Source organism: Pseudomonas sp. GW822-FHT04H02, assembly GCF_058800645.1.
In genome coordinates, this window is sequence record NZ_JBXAMM010000001.1 from 1,305,351 (window position 1) to 1,324,600 (window position 19,250).

16 protein-coding genes and 1 pseudogene are annotated in these 19,250 nt (G+C 64.9%); 6 read left to right on the forward strand and 11 right to left on the reverse strand.

The annotated features are described in order from the left end of the window. Positions 1-35 precede the first annotated feature (35 nt). Genes AC1RMG_RS05930 through gnd form a run of 3 tightly spaced genes read right to left on the reverse strand, consistent with a single transcriptional unit; the run spans position 36 to position 3,348 of the window. On the reverse strand, positions 36-872 hold the full coding sequence (locus AC1RMG_RS05930) for an HAD family hydrolase (RefSeq protein ID WP_065364119.1): 837 nt from the start codon (positions 870-872) through the stop codon (positions 36-38). Continuing rightward, positions 854-2,371, reverse strand: a complete 1,518-nt coding sequence (zwf, locus tag AC1RMG_RS05935) for a glucose-6-phosphate dehydrogenase (RefSeq protein WP_047286745.1) — start codon at positions 2,369-2,371, stop codon at positions 854-856. Before zwf ends, AC1RMG_RS05930 begins: the two co-directional genes overlap by 19 nt. Further along, positions 2,368-3,348, reverse strand: a complete 981-nt coding sequence (gene gnd / locus AC1RMG_RS05940) for a phosphogluconate dehydrogenase (NAD(+)-dependent, decarboxylating) (RefSeq protein WP_015635708.1) — start codon at positions 3,346-3,348, stop codon at positions 2,368-2,370. The genes zwf and gnd overlap by 4 nt, the downstream gene beginning before the upstream one ends. Positions 3,349-3,757: 409 nt before the next feature. Here gnd and AC1RMG_RS05945 point away from each other — a divergent pair, with 409 nt between their 5' ends. The 5 genes from AC1RMG_RS05945 (at position 3,758) to AC1RMG_RS05965 (ending at position 8,849) form a co-directional block, all read left to right on the forward strand. Further along, positions 3,758-3,934, forward strand: coding sequence for a DUF6026 family protein (locus AC1RMG_RS05945; protein WP_015635709.1), 177 nt, complete (start codon positions 3,758-3,760; stop codon positions 3,932-3,934). 244 nt (positions 3,935-4,178) lie between these two features. Next, complete coding sequence (locus tag AC1RMG_RS05950; protein WP_053151775.1) at positions 4,179-5,921, forward strand: phosphoethanolamine transferase CptA; 1,743 nt, start codon at positions 4,179-4,181, stop codon at positions 5,919-5,921. Between the two features lie 292 nt (positions 5,922-6,213). Beyond that, entirely contained in the window at positions 6,214-6,438 is a 225-nt protein-coding gene (locus tag AC1RMG_RS05955; RefSeq protein WP_015635710.1) for a hypothetical protein, read from the forward strand. Positions 6,439-6,756: 318 nt separating this feature from the next. Next, positions 6,757-7,431 (forward strand): heavy metal response regulator transcription factor, encoded by a 675-nt coding sequence (locus tag AC1RMG_RS05960; protein ID WP_011061434.1) that lies wholly within the window; start codon positions 6,757-6,759, stop codon positions 7,429-7,431. After that, positions 7,428-8,849 (forward strand): heavy metal sensor histidine kinase, encoded by a 1,422-nt coding sequence (locus AC1RMG_RS05965; RefSeq protein WP_072450262.1) that lies wholly within the window; start codon positions 7,428-7,430, stop codon positions 8,847-8,849. The genes AC1RMG_RS05960 and AC1RMG_RS05965 overlap by 4 nt, the downstream gene beginning before the upstream one ends. On the opposite strand, the gene chrA is transcribed toward AC1RMG_RS05965, so the two are convergent. From chrA to AC1RMG_RS06005, 8 genes and pseudogenes are all read right to left on the reverse strand, one after another. Further along, positions 8,846-10,033 (reverse strand): chromate efflux transporter, encoded by a 1,188-nt coding sequence (gene chrA / locus AC1RMG_RS05970; RefSeq protein WP_493168666.1) that lies wholly within the window; start codon positions 10,031-10,033, stop codon positions 8,846-8,848. The genes AC1RMG_RS05965 and chrA overlap by 4 nt on opposite strands. Then, complete coding sequence (locus AC1RMG_RS05975; protein ID WP_011061437.1) at positions 10,033-10,524, reverse strand: GNAT family N-acetyltransferase; 492 nt, start codon at positions 10,522-10,524, stop codon at positions 10,033-10,035. Before AC1RMG_RS05975 ends, chrA begins: the two co-directional genes overlap by 1 nt. A 158-nt stretch (positions 10,525-10,682) precedes the next feature. Then, positions 10,683-11,810: a cell division protein ZapE gene (gene zapE / locus AC1RMG_RS05980; RefSeq protein WP_072441752.1), complete on the reverse strand. Its 1,128-nt coding sequence runs from the start codon at positions 11,808-11,810 to the stop codon at positions 10,683-10,685. Positions 11,811-11,986: 176 nt separating this feature from the next. Next, a complete protein-coding gene (locus tag AC1RMG_RS05985; protein WP_493168669.1) occupies positions 11,987-12,316 on the reverse strand; it encodes a nuclear transport factor 2 family protein in 330 nt (109 codons plus the stop codon). Between the two features lie 52 nt (positions 12,317-12,368). Then, positions 12,369-13,085, reverse strand: a complete 717-nt coding sequence (locus AC1RMG_RS05990; RefSeq protein ID WP_015635716.1) for a helix-turn-helix transcriptional regulator — start codon at positions 13,083-13,085, stop codon at positions 12,369-12,371. 276 nt (positions 13,086-13,361) lie between these two features. Then, the gene (locus AC1RMG_RS05995; protein WP_210484056.1) at positions 13,362-15,839 is read right to left on the reverse strand and encodes a TonB-dependent receptor; all 2,478 of its coding nucleotides are present in this window, start codon (positions 15,837-15,839) and stop codon (positions 13,362-13,364) included. A gap of 122 nt (positions 15,840-15,961) precedes the next feature. Then, complete coding sequence (locus AC1RMG_RS06000) at positions 15,962-16,921, reverse strand: FecR family protein (protein ID WP_041118335.1); 960 nt, start codon at positions 16,919-16,921, stop codon at positions 15,962-15,964. Between the two features lie 7 nt (positions 16,922-16,928). Further along, positions 16,929-17,426, reverse strand: a pseudogene (locus AC1RMG_RS06005) (RNA polymerase sigma factor); the annotation flags it as partial. Positions 17,427-17,684: 258 nt separating this feature from the next. On the opposite strand from AC1RMG_RS06005, the gene AC1RMG_RS06010 reads away from it, so the two are divergent. Further along, complete coding sequence (locus AC1RMG_RS06010) at positions 17,685-19,124, forward strand: nucleobase:cation symporter-2 family protein (protein WP_011061444.1); 1,440 nt, start codon at positions 17,685-17,687, stop codon at positions 19,122-19,124. Positions 19,125-19,250 lie beyond the last annotated feature (126 nt).

Here is a 19,250-nt window from a genome sequence, read left to right on the forward strand (position 1 = left end):
CCCCCCCCCCCCCCCCCCCCCCCCCCCCACGGCCCTCAACGCATGAGGATATAGCGCTCGATGGCTTCGGCTGCGCCGTCTTCCAGGTTGCTGCCGGTGATCACATCAGCCTGGCGCTTGACCTGTTCTTCCGCCTGGCCCATGGCAATCGACAGGCCGGCACGCTGGAACATCGCCGGGTCGTTGCCGCCATCGCCCAGGGCCGCAGTGCGCTCCAGCGGCACCCCCAGGTATTCGGCCAGGGTCACCAGGGCCTGCCCCTTGTCCGCCTGCAAGGCAGTGAGATCGAGGAACCTGGGTTGGGAACGGGACGCCTGGGCCTGCCCTGCAGTGGCGGCCTGCAAGCGGGCCTCCAACTGCACCAGCAAGCGGTGATCGCTGCTGGCGGCGACGATCTTGTCGATGCGCGGCAGGTATTCCTCGAAGCTGTCCACCACCTTGGGGGCGTAACCCAGCGCCTGGCGCTCCAGGGGCATCAGGGCACCGTCCAGGTTGCGCAGCAGCCATTCGTTGTCGGCAAACACCCAGGTCTCGACCTGTGGGCAGGGTTCGAACAGCAGCAAGGCGGTGACCGCCGCTTCCACCGGAACATGGTGGCGAGCCAGGAAACTGCCATCGGGCTTGACGATACTGCCGCCGTTGAAGCCGGCAGTGGGCAGGTCGACGCCCAGGGCCTCGATCTGCTGCAGCATGGCCCGCGGCGGCCGTCCGGTGGCCAGGCTGAAGGCCACCCCGGCCTCGCGCAGCGCACGGACCGCATCCAGGGTGCGGGGGCTGAGGCTGTGGTCGGGGCGCAACAGGGTGCCGTCCATGTCACTGAGGAGGAACTCGATAGGCCGCGCCTGCACGCCACTCACCCCAGGGGTCGCCATACGCGGCCATCCCGGGCCAGCAGTTCATCCCCGGCTGCCGGGCCATCCACGCCCGCCGGGTAGCTCTGCAAGCTGGCGTCCTGTTGCCAGGCATCGAGGAAGGGTTGCACCGCGCGCCAGCCGTTCTCGATGTTGTCGGCGCGCTGGAACAGGGTCTGGTCGCCGATCAGGCAGTCGTAGATCAGGGTTTCGTAGCCGGTGGAGGGCTGCATCTCGAAAAAGTCGCGGTAGGCAAAACCCAGTTCGATGTTGGCCATGTCCAGGCTCGGCCCGGGCTTTTTCGCCAGCAGGTCGAACCACATGCCTTCGTTGGGCTGGATCTGGATCCGCAGGTAGGTCGGCAACAGGCGCTCGACCTCGGTATCGCGGAACTGTGCATAGGGCGCCGGCTTGAAGCAGATGACGATCTCGGTGTCGCGCACACTCATGCGCTTGCCGGTGCGTAGGTAGAACGGCACCCCGACCCAGCGCCAGTTGTCGATCATCACCTTCAGCGCAACGTAGGTTTCGGTGCTGCTGTCCGGCGCCACGTTGGCTTCCTCGCGGTAGCCCGCCAGGGCCTTGCCGGCCACTTCTCCGGCGCTGTACTGGCCGCGCACCGAGTTGGCCCGGGCCTCTTCCACGGACCAGGGGCGGATAGCCCCCACCACCTTGGCCTTTTCGCCACGTACCGCATCGGCGCCAAAGGCAGCGGGCGGCTCCATGGCCACCATCGCCAGCAACTGGAACAGGTGGTTGGGCACCATGTCCCGCAGGGCACCGGTGTGTTCATAAAAGCTGCCACGGGTTTCCACGCCGACGGTTTCCGCCGCGGTGATCTGCACGTGATCGATGTAATGGTTGTTCCAGAATGCCTCGAACAGGCTGTTGGAAAAACGGCTGACCAGGATGTTCTGGACCGTTTCCTTGCCCAGGTAATGGTCGATGCGATAGATCTGCTTTTCGCTCATGACCTTGAGCAGGCAGCCGTTGAGGGCTTCGGCGGTCTGCAGGTCGGAACCGAAGGGTTTTTCGATCACCACCCGGCGAAAAGCCTGCGGCCCCTCCTCCAGCAACCCGGCACTGCCCAGGCGGCGCACCACTTCACTGAAGAAGCGCGGTGCGGTGGCCAGGTAGAACACCGCGTTGCCGGTGCCGCTGGCGGCAATCCGCGCCGCCAGTTCGGCATAGGTGGAGTCGTCGAGAAAATCGCCCTGGACATAGCTGATGCCCCGGGTCAGGCGGGCCCAGACGGCGGCATCCACCGCCGCCCCCTGGCCTTGCTTGTTGAGCACTTCATCGCGAAGGAAGTCTTCCAGCAGCGTGGCGAACTCGGCGTCGCTCACCGCGTTGTGGTCAACGCCGACAATCCGCAGCCCCTCATCCAGCAAACCGTCGCGGCTGAGGTTGTACAGCGCCGGCATCAGCAGGCGCTTGACCAGATCACCGCGGGCGCCGAACAGGAACAGCGTGGTCGGCGGCGCCGGCAACGCCTTGGACTTCTTTCGCGTGGTGGTCATTTTTTCCCGGTCTCCACATGGCCGCCAAAGCCGAAGCGCATGGCCGACAGCAGCTTGTCACCGTAGGTGCCCTGGCCGCGGGAGCGGTAGCGGGAGAACAGCGAGTTGGACAGTACCGGCACCGGCACCGATTGCTCCATGGCCGCTTCGATGGTCCAGCGCCCTTCGCCACTGTCGGCCACCGAGCCGGAGAAGCCGTCGAGCTTCGGATCGCCCGCCAGGGCATCGGCGGTCAGGTCCAGCAGCCAGGAGGACACCACGCTGCCACGGCGCCAGACTTCGGCGATATCGGCGACATTGAGGTCGAAGCGCTGGTCTTCCGGAAGGCTTTCCGAGGCCTTGGTCTTGAGGATGTCGAAGCCCTCGGCGAAGGCCTGCATCATGCCGTACTCGATGCCGTTGTGGATCATCTTGACGAAGTGACCGGAGCCGGCCGGGCCGGCGTGGATGTAGCCGCGTTCGGCACGGTCGTCATCGGCGACCCGGTCCTTGGTCCGCGGGATGGTGCCCATGCCGGGCGCCAGGGCGGCGAACAGCGGGTCCAGGCGCAGCACTTCGGCGGCGTCGCCGCCGATCATCATGCAGTAGCCACGCTCCAGGCCCCAGACGCCGCCGGAGGTGCCGACGTCGATGTACTTCAGGCCCTTTTGCGCCAGGTCGCGGGCGCGGCGGATGTCGTCTTTATAGTAGGTGTTGCCACCGTCGATGATCACATCGCCCGGCTCCAGCAACTGGCTGAGGGTGTCGATGGTGTCTTCGGTGGGTGCGCCCGCGGGCAGCATGACCCAGACCGCCCGGGGCTTTTCCAGGCCCGCCACCAGGGCCGGCAGGTCGGCGACGCCCTTGGCGCCTTCAGCGGCCAGGGCGCTGACGAAGTCGGTGTTGCGGTCAAAGACTACGGTCTCGTGCCCATTGAGCATCAGGCGCCGTGCAATGTTGCCGCCCATGCGGCCCAGTCCAATAATCCCCAGTTGCATGTGCTGATGCTCCTACTGCAAAAATTCTGATCAAAAAAAGTTATAGCCCAGTGGGCCGGGGCAAAATCCCGAGGGGCGCAACTATACAAGGCAAGAAGCCCCAAGACAGCGCAATCTTCAGGCAGATTCCGAGTTTTTTACCCCCGACGGCGCGAATTATCCATCGACCGGCCCCAGCCGATTCCCCTGACGGGCAGCAGAACAATGAAGATTAGTCCCGTGCCAGCCCCTGAAGTTTCCCTGGCCCTGGGTGGATAACGCTGCAAGTCTGCGCGAAGACACAGCGACCGCGAAAAATAAAAAAGTTCCCTTTGCCCGAAAAAGAAATAAAATTGCCGCCGATAGTGCTTTGCGCAAGGGATGCGGCCAGCGAAGCATAGTTGAGACACGCCATTTGCGAGGTGAAGCAATGGGCACAGTACTACCGGCACGACCAGCACAAACCCTGTACGTCACCATTCGTCGTGACGAATTGCGTCAACTCAAAGACGAACGCGATCAACTGCAACGGGAGCTCGCACAATTGCGCCTGCAGTTGCAAAGCCAAGGTCAACCGGCGCCGCTACACCTCTCTTCCGCGAGCTGAGCCTCGCCCCTGAACGCAGGCCCGACCTGCGTTCAGCCCCGCTGCAGGTCCCGGGCCAAGCCGCCGTCCCTCGTCATACCGCCACAGCCTCCCGTTGCAAACCACAAAATAGCGACATACAGCTGACAAAGTTTTCACACTTGCCTGTCGATACTCCCGGCCATTGTGGCCGTCTTGTTACAAGACGGCGCTCATTCGCGACGCCCTTGGCGCGCAATGAATCTGGATCCCTGGGGAGCGCTCAATGGCATTGTTCAAACGCAGTAGTGCATCTGCGAAAGGTTTTGACTGGATGGGGCTGCTCTGGCTGTTCCTGTTCTTCTGGTATTTCTCCGGCATCACCCAACTGCTGATCCAGCTGACCGACACCTCCGGCTTCACCGGTTTCCGCCAGGCGTTCTTCATGAGCGCCATCTGGCTGGCACCGATGCTGCTGTTCCCGGCGCGCACCAAAGTCATGGCCGCCGTGATCGGCGTGGTGCTCTGGGCCTGTTCCATGGCCAGCCTGGGCTACTTCTTCGTCTACCAGCAGGAGTTCTCGCAAAGCGTCATCTTCATCATGTTCGAGTCCAACCCCTCGGAAGCCGGTGAATACCTGACCCAGTACTTTGCCTGGTGGATGCTCCTGGCGTTCCTCGCCCACAGCGCATTCGCCTTCTTCCTCTGGACCCGCCTGCGCCCGGTCTACCTGCCTCGGGGCCAGGCCCTGGTGGCGGCGACGGCAATCCTGGTGGCCATCGTCGGCTACCCGCTGGTCAAGCAGATCTCCCGCGCCGATACCCTGGCCGCCGGCCTGGAGAAATTCGAAACCCGCATCGAGCCCGCCGTGCCCTGGCAGATGGTGATTGCCTATCGCCGCTACCGCGAGCAACTGGACGGCATGCAGGGCATGCTCGCCAGCGCCAGCAAGATCGCCCCCCTGACCAACCTCAAGGACAGCATGGCCAACCAGCCGGCGACCCTGGTACTGGTCATCGGCGAATCCACCAACCGCCAGCGCATGAGCCTGTACGGCTACCCGCGCCAGACCACCCCGGAGCTGGACAAGCTCAAGGATCAGCTGGCGATCTTCAACAACGTCATCACCCCGCGCCCCTACACCATCGAGGCGCTGCAGCAAGTACTGACCTTCGCCGACGAAGAAAACCCCGACCTGTACCTCAAGAGCCCGTCCCTGGTCAGCGTGATGAAGCAGGCCGGCTACAAGACCTACTGGATCACCAACCAGCAGACCATGACCAAGCGCAACACCATGCTCACCACCTTCTCCGAACAGGCGGACGAGCAGGTCTACCTGAACAACAACCGCAACCAGAACGCCCGCCAGTACGACGGCGACGTGCTCGAACCGTTCTCCAAGGCCCTGGCCGACAGCGCACCGCGCAAGTTCATCGTGGTCCACCTGCTGGGCACCCACATGAGCTACCAGTACCGCTATCCGCCCAGCTTCGACAAGTTCAATGATCGCCAGGGCGTACCGGCCGGCGTGCGCGACGACCAGTTGCCCACCTACAACAGCTACGACAACGCCGTGCTGTACAACGACTTCGTGGTCTCGAACCTGATCAAGAACTACGCCAAGACCGACCCCAACGGTTTCCTGCTGTACCTCTCGGACCACGGCGAGGACGTCTTCGACTCCGCCGGCCATGACACCCTGGGCCGCAACGAAGCCCGGCCGACGGCGCCGATGTACACCATTCCGTTCATGGCCTGGGCCTCGCCGAAATGGCGGGAAACCCATGACTGGAGCTTCGCTTCAGACCTCAGCCGCCCCTACATGAGTTCCCAGCTGATTCACACCTGGGCGGACCTGGCGGGCCTGAGTTTCGATGAGCTGGACCACAGCCGCAGCCTGGTGAGCGACAGCTTCAAGCCACGCCCGCTGCTGATCGGCGACCCCTACTCGCGCCAGAGCAGGCCCTTGATCGACTTCAGCCTGATGAAACCCAAGGCCCCGGTCGAAGCCACGGTGGTACAGAAGTAAGCCCCCCGCCACGCCCGCAGGATCCGGCTTGCCGGCAAACAGCCCCGAGAACCCTGGCCGGTTCCCGGGGCTTTTTTTTGCACCAGGCCGCGTCCGCAGGCGGCGCCTTCAAGGAGGTGCCCTTGCCGACCAGCGCGGCCAAGCGCCGGCAAAGACACATGATGTCGAAATTGTAATCAGCACTTCAGGCTGACGTTAACCCTCGCTTAATACACTTCGGTGAAACTTTCGCCCATCACTTCTTGTGCAGGGACGTAACAAGTACCGAACATTCTTAAGCAGGAAAAACAGCATGAAACTTTCAACTTTGGTATTAAGCGGCCTGATTCTGGTAGGTTCCAGCGCGGCCTTTGCCGAAGGTGGCTCGGAAAATATGCAGCGCTTCTATGACAACTTCCGCGTTAGCCAGCAGCAACTTCACGGCGACAAGACCGAAAACACCGCAAAAGCCGAAAAGCAGAAATCCGAGCCCAACTATTCCGCCTCGGATGCCAAGCAACAACAGCCTGGTGCCTGACCCCCAGTTCCAGCGATACCCCTTCCCGGCAATCTGCTCCTTTGCCAGAAGTGGATGTTTGGCGCCCTTGCGGGCGCCTTTTTCATAGGGGCTGCCCTCCTTCTCTTGCACCCGCATGACAGGCAGATGACAACCCGGTCATCTGCCGCCCGCAGTGCCCCGGCTCAATTAGTATCGCCGCACCATGCCACTCGCCACTGATCGGACAGCCTGGTTAATCAGTTGAATTAGCTGGGTTATTTTATTGACCCTATAGCTACTACAGACTTTAACCTGCGCTCGCTCGACAGCCCCGACAGCTTTGAAGAGGATATTGCAATGCGCATTCTGGTGATTGAGGACGAACCCAAGACGGCCGACTACCTGCATCAGGGCCTGAGTGAAAGTGGCTATGTGGTGGACCGGGCGAACAATGGCGTGGACGGCCTGCACCTGATTCAACAACAACCCTATGAATTGGTAATCCTGGATATCAACCTACCCGGCAAAGATGGTTGGCAAGTTCTTGAACAACTGCAGGGAAACTATCCCGCACGGGTCATGATGTTGACTGCCCGCGGGCGCCTGGAAGACAAGGTCAAGGGCCTGGATATGGGCGCCGATGATTATCTGGTCAAACCGTTTCAATTTCCCGAGTTGCTGGCCCGGGTTCGTACCCTGATGCGTCGTAGTGAAGTCATTGTCCAACCGGAAGTTCTGCAAGTTGCCGACCTGCAACTTGACCCGCGCCGTCATCGGGCTTATCGCGGCAGTCGGCGTATCGACCTGACGACCAAGGAATTCACCCTGCTGCATGTATTGATGCGCCACAGCGGAGAAGTACTGACCCGTACCCAGATCATTTCCCTGGTCTGGGACATGAACTTCGACTGCGACACCAATGTGGTGGAAGTCTCCATCAGCCGCTTGCGAGGCAAGATCGACGACGCCAGTGACGTCAAGCTGATCCATACCTTGCGCGGTGTCGGTTATGTCCTGGAAGCACGCCCATGACAGCGCGCCCCACCGCGGCCAGCAGCCTGTCCATGCGCCTGGGGCTGACCGTCGCCCTGATGGGCGCGGCACTGGTGGTGCTGCTGGCAACCCTGGCCTACCTGGCGTTGAACCATGAGCTGGACAACCTGGCGCGCAAGGGCCTGGACAGCAAGCTGGAGCAGATCCGGCACAGCCTCACCAGCGACCTCAAGAGCAGTGACCTGGCGGCCCGCCCCCATTCCCTGCTGGACCTGGTGATGGGCCACGACAACCTGCAATTGAGCATCCTCGGCAGCGATCCGCTGGCCGAACCCCTGCTGATTGTCGGCGGCATGGCCCAGGAGTCCCTGCCCGAACCCCTGGGCAATATCGGTGGCGATGGCTATGTCGACTGGCGCGACAGCCGCGGCAACCCCTTGCTCAGCGCCCTGCGGCAGATGAGCCTGCGCAACGGCGAGCAGGTCCAGGTGGTACTGACCCTGGACCGCAGCAACGATCAGGCGCTGCTCAGCGCCTACCTGCGCTCCACGGTGATCGCCCTGCCCCTGTTGCTGCTGCTGATCGGTTTCGGCGCCTGGTGGCTGGTGCAACGGGGCCTGCTGCCGCTGCAGCAGTTCAGCCGGGTCGCGGCGCGGGTCACCACCCAGGACCTGACCCACCGTCTGAAGCTGCAGGGCCTGCCCCGGGAGCTGGCGGAGCTGGGCCAGGGCATCAATGTCATGCTGCAACGCCTGGACGGCGGCGTGCAGCGCCTGTCGCAGTTCTCCGACGACCTAGCCCACGAGTTGCGCTCGCCCATCAGCAACCTGATGGGCAAGGCCCAGGTGACCCTGTCCCGGGAACGCCCGCCAGAGGAGTACAAGGCGGTGCTGGAGGCCAGTATCGAAGAGCTGGAGCGGGTCACGCGGATCGTCGCCGACATGCTGTTCCTGGCCCAGGTCAGCCAGCCGGCGTCCCAGGCCCGGTTCGCCCGGGTCTCGCTGGGGGAAGAAGCGCGCCGGGTCATCGACCTGTTCGCCCTGAGCGCCGAAGAGAAGCAGCTGCAACTGCAGCCCAGTGGCGATGCCTGGGTGCTGGGGGACCGGCTGATGATCCAGCGGGCCATTTCCAACCTGCTGTCCAACGCCATTCGCCACAGCCCGCCGCGGGGGCAGATCAGCCTGCGGGTGGAGCAGAGCATGGAGGCCGTGAGCCTGAGCGTGGGCAACCCCGGCCCGGGCATCGCCGCCAGCCACCTGCCCCATCTGTTCGAGCGCTTCTATCGGGTCGACAGCAGCCGCACCCGGGCCGAAGGCGGCACCGGGCTGGGCCTGGCCATCGTCCGTTCGATCATGAACCTGCACCAGGGGCGCACCGAGGTCAGCAGCATCCCGGAACTCCTGACCGAGTTCCGCCTGGTATTCCCAAGGCTCGACCCGGCGCAGCACGACCTCTAGAGCAGCCAGGCACCGGCACCGGCCCCCAGCAGCACCAGGGCCCAGGGCGGCACCCGGCCGCTGCGCAACAGCAGCAGCGCCAGCAACACCGCCACCAGTTCCGGCGCGCCGGTCACGCTGCTGGTCCACAGGGGTTGGTACAACGCTGCCGCCAGCAGGCCCACCACCGCGGCATTGACCCCGGCCAGGGCCGCCTGGATGCCCTGGCGGTGGCGCAGCCGCTGCCAGAAGGGCACCACGCCGATCACCAGCAACAGCCCTGGCAGAAAGATCGCCAGCAGGCACACCACCGCCCCACTCCAGCCATCGATGGCCGCGCCGAGAAAGGCCGCGACGCTGAACAGCGGGCCGGGCATCGCCTGGGCGCTGGCGTACCCGGCCAGGAACAGCGGGCTGCTGACCCAGCCGAGCTCCACCACCTGCGCCTGCAACAGCGGCAGCACCACATGGCCGCCGCCGAATACCAGAGCGCCGACCCGGTAGAAACCATCGAACAGGCTCAGCAGGCGCCCCGGCCAGAGCAGCACCAGCCCCGGCAACAGCACCAGCAGCAATAGCGCCAGCCCCAGGCAACACGCCCCCAGGCGGCGACTCGCCCCAGAGGGAGGGCTCTGGACCTGCACCTGGAACACCGGCCTGATCAGCCAGCGGCCCAGCAGCGCCGCCAGCAGCATCACCAGCAACTGCCCGCCCAGGCCCGGCCAGCGCAGCACCAGCGCCGCGGCCAGCACTGCAATGACGATCTGCAAGGCGCCCCGGCACAGGCTGCGGGCCATGCCCCACAAGGCCTGGGCCACCACCGCCACCGCCACCAGTTGCAAGCCCTTGAGCGCCCCGGCCGGGACCCCGCCCCCCAACCCCAGGGCCAGCAGTGCCAGGGCCAGGGCCGAAGGCAAGGTAAAGCCGGCCCAGGCACACAGGGCCCCGGGCAGGCCACGGCGAGACAATCCCAGGGCGATGCCGACCTGACTGCTGGCAGGTCCGGGAAGAAACTGGCACAGCGCGACCAGCTCGGCATAGGCCGCCTCCCCCAGCCAGCGCCGGCGCTGGACGAATTCCTGGCGAAAGTAGCCCAGGTGCGCCAGCGGCCCGCCAAACGAACTCAGGCCCAGGCGCAGAAACACCAGGAAGATCCGCCAGGGTGTTTCTACCGGGACCGGCGCGCAGGGGTTGGGGGCGTGCATTACAAGGCTTTGCTCCAGAACAGCATGCGCCCGTGAGCCGGGTCGAGCATGGCATTGGCGAAACCGCAGGCGCGATAGGCGGCCTGGGCCTGGGCATTGCCCTCCAGCACTTCCAGGGTGACCTTGCAGCAGCCCCGTTGCCGGGCGATGTCCTCGACCTTCTGCAGCAGGCGCTTGCTCAGGCCCTGGCCGCGGTAGCTGTCCAGCACCACCACGTCATGGATATTTACCAGGGGCCGGCAGGCAAAGGTGGAGAAGCCTTCGAAGCAGTTCACCAGGCCCACCGGCTGCCCGCCGGCAAAGGCCAGCACGCTGAACGCCTGGGGCCGCTTGGCCAGCTCCGCCGGCAACTGCTGGAGCCGGTCTGCGTCCAGGGGCTGGCCGCCGCCCATGGGGTCCTCGGCATAGTGGTTGAGCAACACGCCTATGGCTTCGGCATGCACCGGGTTGCTGTAACTGGCTTGCAACACCACGACATCGGCAACGTCCATGTTCATCCTCGATCAACGTATTGAAAGTGAGCGCTCAGGGCTCAGGCAGCCTCGATTGTAGGCTGGGGGATTTGACCAAACGAAGATTTTTAACCCGCGCACTACAGAAAAAATCCTAAGCAGCGGCCGGGATCCACGGCAGCCGGAAAGGTTTCCCTTCAGGCCGCGGGCCCACCGGCAAAACGCTGCAACTGCATTTCCTGCAGGCGGCTGAGGGTGCGGCGGAAAGCGAACTCCAGGTAGCCCTCGGTGTACAGCTGTTCCATGGGCACCCGGGCTTCCAGGTACAGCGGCACCTTGCGGTCGTAGCACTCGTCCACCAGGGCGATGAAACGCCGCACCGCGTCGTCATGTACCGACAGCTGCGGCAACTCACGATCCCCGGCCACCACCCGCTCGGCACCATCCTCGGTGCCCCGGGCAATGCGTGCGGGGCGCTGGCAAGCGCTGAGGTTGGGCACATCGCTCAGGAGAATGGCCTGGAAGCGGTCGCACAGGGCCATGAAGTCCATGGCGGAAAACGGCTGTTCGCACAGTTCGACGAAGCTGCACCAGGCCACCGTCCCGCACGCCTTGACCACCTGCAACGGGCGATAGCCGAGCAACAGCGGCTCGCTGCTCGCCGGCTGCCCGGCACTCAAGCGCTCGAACACCGGCCCCAGGGCGCTCGGCTGCCCCTCGGCGCCAAGCCAGTAGCGTTGCTCGGCGGCGCCCGGGTGCAGGCGGTGATCCTGCTCGCCGTCCACCGCCACCACCTGCATGTGCTGGCGGATGGCGCTGATCGCCGGAACGAAGCGCTCGCGGTTGAAGCCATCGGCATACAGCTGCTCCGGGGGCTGGTTGGAGGTGCAGACCAGCACCACGCCCTGGTCGAACATCACCTGGAACAGGCGCCCGAGGATGATCGCGTCACCGATGTCATTGACGAACAGCTCATCGAAACACAGCACCCGCACCTCTTCGGCCAGCTCCCGGGCCAGGGCCTGCAAGGGGTCGGCAATACCGGTCAGCTGGAACGAACGCTGGTGCACCCAGCCCATGAAGTGATGAAAGTGCTGGCGCCGCGCCGGGACCCGCAGGCTCTGGTAGAACTGGTCCATCAGCCAGGTCTTGCCCCGCCCAACCGCCCCCCACAGATAGACCCCGGGCACCGCCGTGCGCCCTTGATGCAGGGCTTCATGGCATTGCTGCAAGGCCTGCACCGCCCGCGCCTGCGCCGCGTCGGCGACAAAGCCCTGCTGCTCCAGGGCGTACTGGTAGGCGCTCATGGGGGAATCGAATGGCATGGGGCTCGGGCCTCCTGGCAAAGAGCCGCAGTATGCCAGCATGAGCCGCTCCAGGCCGACCTGTAGCCGCTGCCGAGCCTGCGAAGCTGGGAAAAGGACCGCAGGGCCTTGCCTGGCGCTCTCCAGCAAAACCTTGGGCATGCTCAGGTTTTTCGCCGCCTGCGCCAGCGGCTACATCAGCGGGAAATATCCAGGCGTTCGATCCGCCCCTGGGCGTCCAGGCGGAAGGTATGGCGCAGGGCCTGGGGGCTGCCGGGGAAGTCACCGCACACCCGGCTGTCGAGCAGCACTTTGCCAGTGCGCTGCTGGACCCCGAGGATTTCCAGGCGGCACGCGCCTTTGCCCATCCAGCGGGCGATCTGCTGGGGCCCCACGCAGTGCTCGCATTCATCGAAGACCTGGGCGCGGTCGGCGAAGATCGACGCCACCACTGCGCGGTCGCCGCTGTTGATGGCCGTGACATAAGCGGCGATGGCCGGGGCCAGGGAAGGGACTGTGGCCGACATGACAAAAGCTCCTTGCTGTTGAATGAGCGGGCCATGCTAAAGCCCCCGCGTGTCATTTCCTGTCAGCAGTAAAACGGCCCTGCTCATCGCTGTGCATGCGTTTGCGCCAGGCTCGCAGCCAGTCGCTGCGCCGCCCCGGATACCGCTCGCCCTGTTCCTGGGCGGCGGCAATGCGGTCGGTGCGGAAGGTGCGGTAATCCTCGCGCAATTCACACCAGGCCACGATCACCCGGGCCTCGTTGAGAAAGCCCAGGGCCAGGGGCCAGACCCGGCGCTGGCTGGGATTCTGGTTGACGTCGGCATAGTCGATCAGCAGCTTGGCCTGAAGGCGGATCGCCTGGCGGAACACATTGAGCGACACCGGGTTGTCGGGGAAGCCGTAGCCCGCCGGGCCGGGCAACAGGGTCGGATTGCGCAGTGCGTCCTGGGCCGCGGGGGCCAGCACCGCAGCGATCTTGGCCATGGCATCGGCGGCGGCCTTGCTCAGTTCCTCGTCGCCGCGCTGATCGACGTAGCGCAGGCCCAGCACCACGGCCTCGGTCTCATCGGCATTGAGCATCAACGGCGGCAGGAACAGCCCGCTGCGCAGCACGTAGCCTATCCCCGCCTCACCGTAGATCGGCGCGCCCAGGGCGGTCAGCTCGGCGATATCGCGGTACAGGGTGCGCTCGGAAACCTCCAGCTCCGAGGCCAGGGTCGCGGCGGTCACCGGACGGCTTTTGCCCCGCAGCATCTGCAGCAGGGTGAGTAAACGACTGGCTCGCGACACGCAGGTGCACTCCGGAAAAAACACCGGCGCAGATTACCAGAGCCTCCTGACAGTTTCTGTCAGGAGGATGGGGTTTGGCGGGACATTGCCAGGCATGGTTATGCCAGGGTCCTGTAGCCGCTGGCGCAGGCGGTGAAGGCACTGCGTCGCAGGGTCGCAAGGCTGCTGATGCGCCCAGGGTTCGGCTGGGAGTTGCCAGGCAAGGCCCTGCGGGCCTTTGTGCAGCCTCGCTGGGGCTCGGCAGCGGCTACAGGGGCCGCAAGAGCCCCCGGGGCATCAGTAGGCCATGGTCCAGGTCAGGGTGTAGGTGCGGCCACGGCCCTGGTAGTCGTAAAGGTAGTCCGGGCCGTAGGTCGGCGAGTAGAACAGCTTGGCGCGCTGGCCCCAGACGGTGCTGTACTGCTTGTCCAGCAGGTTCTGGATGCCGCCGCTGAAGGTGCCGAACTCGGTGTCGTGGCTGCCCAGCAGGTCGAAGGTGGTGTAGCCGTCGATGGTGTTGGGCGCATCCACGCTGTGGGTGGCGTCGATCTGCTTGACCGCGTCGTCCTTGAGGGTGAAGGCATGGTTGCCCTGCAGGCGCACGCTGCTGCTGTCGTCCTTCCAGCCGACGAAGGCGGTGAGTTTCGACAGCGAGGCATACCGCGCATCACGCTTTTGCCAGCCGCCGTTCTTGCCCTCCTCCTCGGAACGCACCGCGTGCAGGGTGCCGCCCAGCTCCCAGCCGTTCTGGAAGTGCCGGGTCAGGGCGCTCTCAAAACCGTAGTCGCGGCTTTTCTGGTCCTTGACGTCGATGGTCAGGGTGGCCTGGTCGGTGGTGATCACCTTGTCGGACCAGATGTAGTACAGCGCCGCCTGGGCATCCCAGTCGCTATCGGAGAAGCGCCAGCCGGTCTCCACCTGGCGGCTCTTGATCCCGGCCAGCGGGTTGTCGTCCACGCTCAGGCCCGGCTTGCCGTAGAACTTGGCCGGGTCCGGCAGATCGAAGCCCTCGCCGTAGTTGACCCACAGCTGGTGGCCGTTCTTGAAGTCGTAGATGGTGCCCAGGTTGTAGAGGTTGACCGCATAGTCGTTGCTGCCGCCGGGTACGTTCTTGAACTGGCCCACGTCCACGTCCATCTGCTGGCGCCGGTAGCCGCCGGATACCGTCAGGTTGTCGGTGGCGTGCCAGTCCAGCTGGGCATAGCCGGACAGGCCGTCGACCCGGTAGCTGGGATAGCGCGGCGCCTTGCTCTGGGTCACCAGGTCGAGGCCGCCGCTGCCCGAGGAGATGCTCTGGTCGAAGGTGCTCTGCTGGGCATTGAAACGCTCGCGGTCCAGGTCCACGCCGTAGGTCAGCTTGAACGCCTCGAACTCCTTGGCGAACAGCGCCTTGAGGCTGGTGACTTCGAAATTCTGCTGGGACGCGGCGAAGTACACACCCTTGGAGCCTGCGGGGCTGCCGCTGTTGTAGTAGGGGAACGGGAAGAAGTTGTCGTCTTCCTTGCGGTACGAGGCCTGCAGGTAGAAATCCTGGCCCAGCACGTCGCTGTGGTGGTAGTTGGCGTTGAGCAGCAGGCGCTTGGTACGCGGTTCCAGGTCGGTGGAGTAGCCGCCGCGCAGCTCGGCGTCTTCCAGGTTGGACGGCGCCTTGTACTTGAGGTTGGGGAAGTAGATCCCGGTGCTGCCATGGTTGCCGGAGTCGTAGTACTGGGCCAGCAGGTCCAGGCTCTGCTCTTCGTTGAACTGCAGGGCCAGGCTGCCCATCAGGTCCAGGGTACGGTTGTACTGCAGGTCGGTCTGGGTGTTGTCGATGAAGATCTGCTTGCCGGCACCGTCATAGAACGCCTGGTTCTGCTCCCCCGCCACCGCCAGCCGGCCGCTGATGGCTTCGTTGCCGCCACTCACCGACTGGGCGATGCGGGTCGTCAGGTCGTCACTGTTGTTGAAGCCGCTGCTGGCCCCCAGCTGGGTCTCGAAGCGCGCCGGGCCCGGTTCGCCTTTCTTGGTGACGATATTGATGATGCCGCCGGTGGCGCCGCCGCCGTAGATGGCGCTGGCCCCGGACAGCACTTCGACCCGCTCGACGTTGAACGGCGAGATGCTGTCGAACTGCCGGGACAGGCCCCGGGAGCTGTTCTGGCTGACCCCGTCGATCATCACCAGCACGTTGCGCCCGCGCATGTTCTGGCCGTAGTTGGTGCGCCCTTCCGGGGCCAGGTCGAGGCCCGGTACCAGCTTGCCGATGGCTTCCTTTAGGCTGACCCCGGTGCTCAACTGCTCGCGCAGCTGGCTCTGCTCCACCACCCACACGGTGCCGGGAATCTCGCTGATGGCGGCGCTGGTGCGTGACGCCACGGTGACCTGGGTCGGCTTGAGGTTGAGGCTGGCGGCCGGCACGCCAGCCCGACGCAGGATCACCGTGTGCCCGTCGCTGAACGACCAGCTCATGCCACTGCCGGCCAGCAGGCTTTGCAGGGCCTGGGCCACCGTGACCTCGCCGTTGAGGGCGGTGGATTGCAGGCCCTCGACATCGCTGGTGGTATACAGCAGGCGCAGGTCGGCCTGATCGGCGAAGCGGGTCAGCGCCTGGTCCAGGGGCTGGGCCGGCAGGTTCAACGAGACCCGGCGCTCCTGGGCGCTGCCGGCCTGGCTGACCGTGGCGGCCTCCTGGGCCTGGGCCAGGACCGGGCTCAAGGCCCCGGCGAACAGGGCCTGGGCCAGTAATGTGCGGCGCATGATGTGGTGACCGCGCCCCAGTGTCGACAGCTTGAACATTGCTTTCACGTGTTCCTTCCCAGCCGGTTGAAATGACGTCAATGAGAATGATTGTCTTCTCAGTCTCACTACGACGATTTCCCCCAGGGGAACTTGCAGTGCCCAGGCAAAAAAAATTCGACTCAGTGCAGGACCGCCAGCCATGGCAGATAGGTGACGTGCAGCGGGTAGCGCTGCTGCAGGGCCTTGAGCGAGCCTTGCGGATCATGCAGGTCGAACACGCCGCTGATGGCCAGGGCCGCCAACTGACCGTCGGAAATCAGGATGCGCCCGTGCTGGTAGCGCTCCAGTTCACCTATCACCTCCCCCAGCGGGCGGCCGTTGAAGATCAGCTTGCCGCGCTGCCAGGCGGTCAGGCTGGCGGCGTCCACGGTCTGCTGGGCCAGCAGCGGCTGGCCGGGCTGGTATTGCAGGCGCTGGTCGGCCTGGAGCAGCACTGGTGCGTGGTCACCGCTGAACTGCACCTGCCCTTCGCGCACCACCACCGTCAGTTGGTGGCCGTCGCGGCGCACGCTGAAGGCACTGGCAGCGCTTTGCAGTTGCTGGGCCTGGGCCTGGACCACGAAAGGCCGCTGCGGGTCGGCCAGCGGTTCGAACAGTGCTTCGCCGCTGCGCAGGATCACCCGGCGCTCATCCGCCGAGTAGGCCACCGACAGCGCACTGGCGCTGTTGAGGGTGACCCGCGAGCCGTCCGCCAGGGTGATGCTCTGTTGCTGGCCGACCCCGGTGTGGTAGTCCGAGGTCAAGGCCGGCCACTGCTGCCAGCCCAGGCCAGCCCCCAGCGCCAGCAGCAGCGAAGCGGCCAGCGCCGGCCAGAAGCGCCGTGGCCGGCGCACCATGACGGGCGGCGCCTGGTGTTGCCGCGCGGTCTCGGTCTGCCCCAGGTCCCCCCACAGTTGCTGGGCCTCGGCGGCCGCTGCGGCATGGGCCGGGCTGCGCTGGCGCCATTGCTGGAAGGCCATGCGCTGGGCCGGCGTGGCGTTGCCGGAGTGCAGCAGCACCAGCCAGTCGATGGCGGCGTCTTCGAGGCTTTCGGGGTGGTCGGTCATGGCATCGGCGGCAGGCAAGAAGGAATCATTCATGGTGGACTTTCAGCCAGTCGCGGCAATGGCGCAGGGCCTGGCCGATGTATTTTGCCACCATGCTTTCGGAAACGCCCAGGCGCAATGCGATCTGTGCCTGGGTCAGGCCTTCCAGGCGATTGAGCAGCAAGGCCTGGCGGGCGTTGTCCGAGAGTTGCGCCAGGGCCTCGTCGAGCACCGCCAGGCGCTCCTTGGCCAGCAGCACGGCTTCCGGTGCCGGGGCCGGGTCCACCGCTTCGGTGTGCTCCTGGCCGTCGCTGAGGTTGGCCGCCAGGCGCTGCTCGCGGCGCAGGGTGTCGATGGCCAGGTTGCCGGCCACACGGAAAATGAAACCGCGGTCGTTGTGCACCTCTACCGTCTGCGGATCGACCTTGAGCAACTTGAGGTAGGTCTCCTGGGCCACGTCCGCCGCCCGTTGGCGATCGCTCATGCGCCGGGTGAGAAACTTCAGCAGGTCGTCGTAATGCTCTTGAAAGCTGCGCAGCAGGCTGGGGGTCGGCAGCATCGGGGGGCGGTCCGCAGATCGGGGAGGCGGATTATTCCATAAAGGCAAATGAGAAACAGTATCTTTCGTATCCTTTCCAACTTGGCTTTTTCCGCCTGTTTGCCCTTCTGGCTGCGGCGCCTTTCTGGCATCCTGCGCCTCCTTTTTTCTGACCGGGTGCGCACGTCTTGTCCATGACATGGCGTTGCGGCCCAAGTCCCGTCCACTTTCCGACGTGTGCCCCCGTAGTTTTCACACGTCACTGGCAGGCCTTTTCCCATGACCGCACCCGACCGCTCCCCTCCCCGCTACAAGTCAGACCTGATCTATGGCCTCAACGACCGTCCGCATTTCAGCGCGGCGATCTTCGCCGCCCTGCAGCATGTGCTGGCCAGTTTCGTCGGCATCATCAGCCCGACCCTGATCTTCGGCGGGGTCCTGGGGCTGGAAAGCGAGCTGCCGTACCTGATCAGCATGGCGCTGTTCGTCTCCGGCCTGGGCACCTTCGTCCAGGCCCGGCGCCTGGGGCCCATCGGTTCCGGCCTGCTGTGCGTGCAAGGCACCAGCTTTTCCTTTATCAGCGTGCTGCTCAGTGCCGGCTTCATGGTCAAGGGCCGGGGTGGCGACACCAACGAAATCCTCTCCACCATCTTCGGCATCTGCTTTGTCGCAGCCTTTATCGAGATGTTCCTCAGCCAGTTCATCGGCAAGTTGCGCAAGCTGATCACCCCGGTGGTGACCGGCACCATCATCACCCTGATGGGCCTGTCGCTGATCAAGGTGGCGGTCACCGACATGGCCGGCGGCTACGGTGCCAGTGACCTGGGCGCGGCGAGCAACCTGGGGCTGGCGGCGCTGGTGCTGCTGACCATCGTGGTACTCAACCGCTTCAACCACCCGATGCTGCGCCTGGGCTCCATCGTCATCGGCCTGACCCTGGGTTTCGTGGTGGCCTGGATGCTCGGCCGGGTGGACATGGCGGCCATGCCCGAGGTGCCCCTGGTGAGCGTGCCGGTGCCGTTCAAGTACGGTTTCTCCTTCGACCTGATCGCCTTCATTCCCCTGGCGGTGATCTTCCTGATTTCCCCCCTGGAAGCAGCCGGCGACCTGACCGCCAATTCGATGATTTCCCAGCAGCCGGTGAAAGGCCCGCTGTACATCAAGCGCATCAAGTCCGGGCTGCTGGCGGACGGTTTCAACTCGGCGGTGGCAGCGGTGTTCAACAGCCTGCCGATGGTCACCTTTGCCCAGAACAACGGGGTCATCCAACTGACCGGCGTCGCCAGCCGCTACGTGGCCTACTTCATTGCCGGGCTGCTGGTGCTGCTGGGCCTGTTCCCGGTGATCGGCGCGGTGCTGCAACTGATGCCCAAGCCGGTGCTGGGCGGCGCCACCCTGATCATGTTCGGTACCGTGGCCGTGGCCGGGATCAAGATCCTCGCCGAGGCCGGGCTGCACCGGCGCAACGTGCTGATCGTGGCCATCTCCCTGGGCATGGGCCTGGGCGTGGCGGCGGTGCCAGAAGTGCTGCGCGAGCTGCCCAAGGCGCTGCACAACATCTTCGAGTCGCCGATTACCGTGGGCGCCTTCTGCGCGATCTTCCTGAACATCTTCCTGCCGGAGGAATTCCTTGAGCTGGAAGAAGACGAGTTCGATCCGGAAGCGGCGACCCTCAAGGTCATGCAAGACCCGGACATGAGCGGCAAAGCGAACTCCTGAGGCTCGCAGGCGTCTATGCTGCGAGCGCTGGTGATGGGCCCTCGGCCGTGGAAGGCTGGCCGGGGGTTTGCCAGGCAAGGCCCTGCTGGCCTTGTCGCAGCCTCGCGGGTCGGCAGCGGCTACAAG

What these genes read in the sequence shown, in the direction of transcription:
- AC1RMG_RS05930 (WP_065364119.1), bottom strand. Translation starts at nt 872, where the DNA reads ATGGCGACCCCTGGGGTGAGTGGCGTGCAGGCGCGGCCTATCGAGTTC.
- zwf (WP_047286745.1), bottom strand. Translation starts at nt 2,371, where the DNA reads ATGACCACCACGCGAAAGAAGTCCAAGGCGTTGCCGGCGCCGCCGACC.
- gnd (WP_015635708.1), bottom strand. Translation starts at nt 3,348, where the DNA reads ATGCAACTGGGGATTATTGGACTGGGCCGCATGGGCGGCAACATTGCA.
- AC1RMG_RS05945 (WP_015635709.1), top strand. Translation starts at nt 3,758, where the DNA reads ATGGGCACAGTACTACCGGCACGACCAGCACAAACCCTGTACGTCACC.
- AC1RMG_RS05950 (WP_053151775.1), top strand. Translation starts at nt 4,179, where the DNA reads ATGGCATTGTTCAAACGCAGTAGTGCATCTGCGAAAGGTTTTGACTGG.
- AC1RMG_RS05955 (WP_015635710.1), top strand. Translation starts at nt 6,214, where the DNA reads ATGAAACTTTCAACTTTGGTATTAAGCGGCCTGATTCTGGTAGGTTCC.
- AC1RMG_RS05960 (WP_011061434.1), top strand. Translation starts at nt 6,757, where the DNA reads ATGCGCATTCTGGTGATTGAGGACGAACCCAAGACGGCCGACTACCTG.
- AC1RMG_RS05965 (WP_072450262.1), top strand. Translation starts at nt 7,428, where the DNA reads ATGACAGCGCGCCCCACCGCGGCCAGCAGCCTGTCCATGCGCCTGGGG.
- chrA (WP_493168666.1), bottom strand. Translation starts at nt 10,033, where the DNA reads ATGCACGCCCCCAACCCCTGCGCGCCGGTCCCGGTAGAAACACCCTGG.
- AC1RMG_RS05975 (WP_011061437.1), bottom strand. Translation starts at nt 10,524, where the DNA reads ATGGACGTTGCCGATGTCGTGGTGTTGCAAGCCAGTTACAGCAACCCG.
- zapE (WP_072441752.1), bottom strand. Translation starts at nt 11,810, where the DNA reads ATGCCATTCGATTCCCCCATGAGCGCCTACCAGTACGCCCTGGAGCAG.
- AC1RMG_RS05985 (WP_493168669.1), bottom strand. Translation starts at nt 12,316, where the DNA reads ATGTCGGCCACAGTCCCTTCCCTGGCCCCGGCCATCGCCGCTTATGTC.
- AC1RMG_RS05995 (WP_210484056.1), bottom strand. Translation starts at nt 15,839, where the DNA reads ATGTTCAAGCTGTCGACACTGGGGCGCGGTCACCACATCATGCGCCGC.
- AC1RMG_RS06000 (WP_041118335.1), bottom strand. Translation starts at nt 16,921, where the DNA reads ATGAATGATTCCTTCTTGCCTGCCGCCGATGCCATGACCGACCACCCC.
- AC1RMG_RS06010 (WP_011061444.1), top strand. Translation starts at nt 17,685, where the DNA reads ATGACCGCACCCGACCGCTCCCCTCCCCGCTACAAGTCAGACCTGATC.